Below are 668 nucleotides of genomic sequence, written 5' to 3'. Positions count from 1 at the left end.
CTGGCGGGGTAGCTCACCCCACCGGGTCAGATGCTGGATCCGCTGCCGGATCCACGCCAAAAAAGATGAGATAAAAAAAGGGCGGATGCCCTTGCGGGCAATCATGCGCAGCAGCCATTTCATATTGAAGCCGGCCGCGCACAACACCGCATGCAGCGCGTCGCCGATCTGACCCTTCAAATGGCAACGATTCATACGATGATCGCTTTTCAGATGCCCGATCACCGGTTCAATTGCCTGGCGCCGTTTGAGTAGCAGCCGCTCCTCGGGCGTCAGGCGTTTGTATTTGCCCCGGTGCTTCAGCGCATAATCCGGGATCTCTCCATCTACGCCCCGATAACCGAGATCGGCATAGACCGTCTTTGGTCGCACACCGGTCGCTTCCATCAGAATCGTGGCTTGCTCCAAGGCTTCAGCCAGCGTGTGACCGTCGTACGGATTGCCCGGGAAGCTGCGTGCGCCCACAATCAGATTGCCCTTCAAGGTCGTGACGATCCCCACCTTCACACCGAACTCATACGGGGTATGGGCTTTGCCTTTCCCGATGCACTCGACTTCCGGGGCATGCCAGCTGTAAATGCGGTCTTTACCTTTGACACCGCTTTTGCGACGGCTCTGTGCCGCGATCCGATGGGCCCTGGCCAGCAACGGATCCAGCGCATCCTGAA

General features: G+C 58.5%; 1 protein-coding gene. It reads right to left on the bottom strand.

The window, feature by feature from the left end; genetic code table 11:
* On the bottom strand, positions 1–668 hold a 668-nt coding region (locus ABD022_RS14780), incomplete at both ends, for a transposase (protein ID WP_343822185.1).

The sequence above is a fragment of the Castellaniella daejeonensis genome (genome assembly GCF_039523555.1).
Lineage (GTDB): Bacteria > Pseudomonadota > Gammaproteobacteria > Burkholderiales > Burkholderiaceae_B > Castellaniella > Castellaniella daejeonensis.
The sequence above is the reverse complement of the archived record's forward strand: the minus strand, read 5'-3'. Positions and strand labels throughout refer to the sequence as shown.